1 pseudogene is annotated in these 686 nt (G+C 72.3%); it reads left to right on the top strand.

Features of this window, described 5'->3' with window-relative positions:
* A pseudogene (locus LHJ74_RS34095) lies at window positions 1-686 on the top strand (NB-ARC domain-containing protein); the annotation flags it as partial.

The following is a 686-nucleotide window of genomic DNA, read 5'->3' as shown; positions in this document are numbered from 1 at the left end:
CTGCTCGACAACGCCCGCGACGCCGCACAGGTCAGACCCCTCCTCCCCGGCACACCGGGCTGCGCCGCACTGGTCACCAGCCGCGCCCGCATGGTCGACCTCGCCGGCGCGCACCTCGTCGACCTCGACGTCATGAGCCCCGAAGAAGCCATGACCCTCTTCACCCGCATCGTCGGCGAGGAGCGCGTCTCGGCCGAGCGCGAGGCCGCCATGGACGTCGTCGCCGCCTGCGGCTTCCTCCCCCTCGCCATCCGCATCGCCGCCGCCCGGCTCGCCGCCCGCCGCACCTGGACCGTCTCCATCCTGGCCAGCAAACTCGCCGACGAACGCCGCCGCCTCGACGAACTCCAGGCAGGCGACCAAGCCGTCAAAGCCACCTTCGAACTCGGCTACAGCCAGCTCGACAAGGACCAGGCCCGCGCCTTCCGCCTCCTCGGCCTCGCCGACGGCCCCGACATCTCCCTCCACGCGGCGGCCTCCATGCTCGACCGCACCCCCGACGAGACCGAGGACCTCCTCGAATCCCTCGTCGACACCTCCCTCCTGGAATCCGCCGCCCCCGGCCGCTACCGTTTCCACGACCTCCTCCGCCTCTTCGCCCGCGCCTGCGCCGAACGCGACGAACAACCCCCGAGCGAACGCGACGCCGCCCTCTCCCGCCTCCTGGACTTCTACCTCGCCACCGC

The sequence above is a fragment of the Streptomyces gossypii genome (genome assembly GCF_025165795.1).
GTDB lineage: Bacteria > Actinomycetota > Actinomycetes > Streptomycetales > Streptomycetaceae > Streptomyces > Streptomyces gossypii.
Note: the sequence above shows the minus strand (reverse complement) of the source record. Positions and strands in the feature narration are given on the sequence as shown.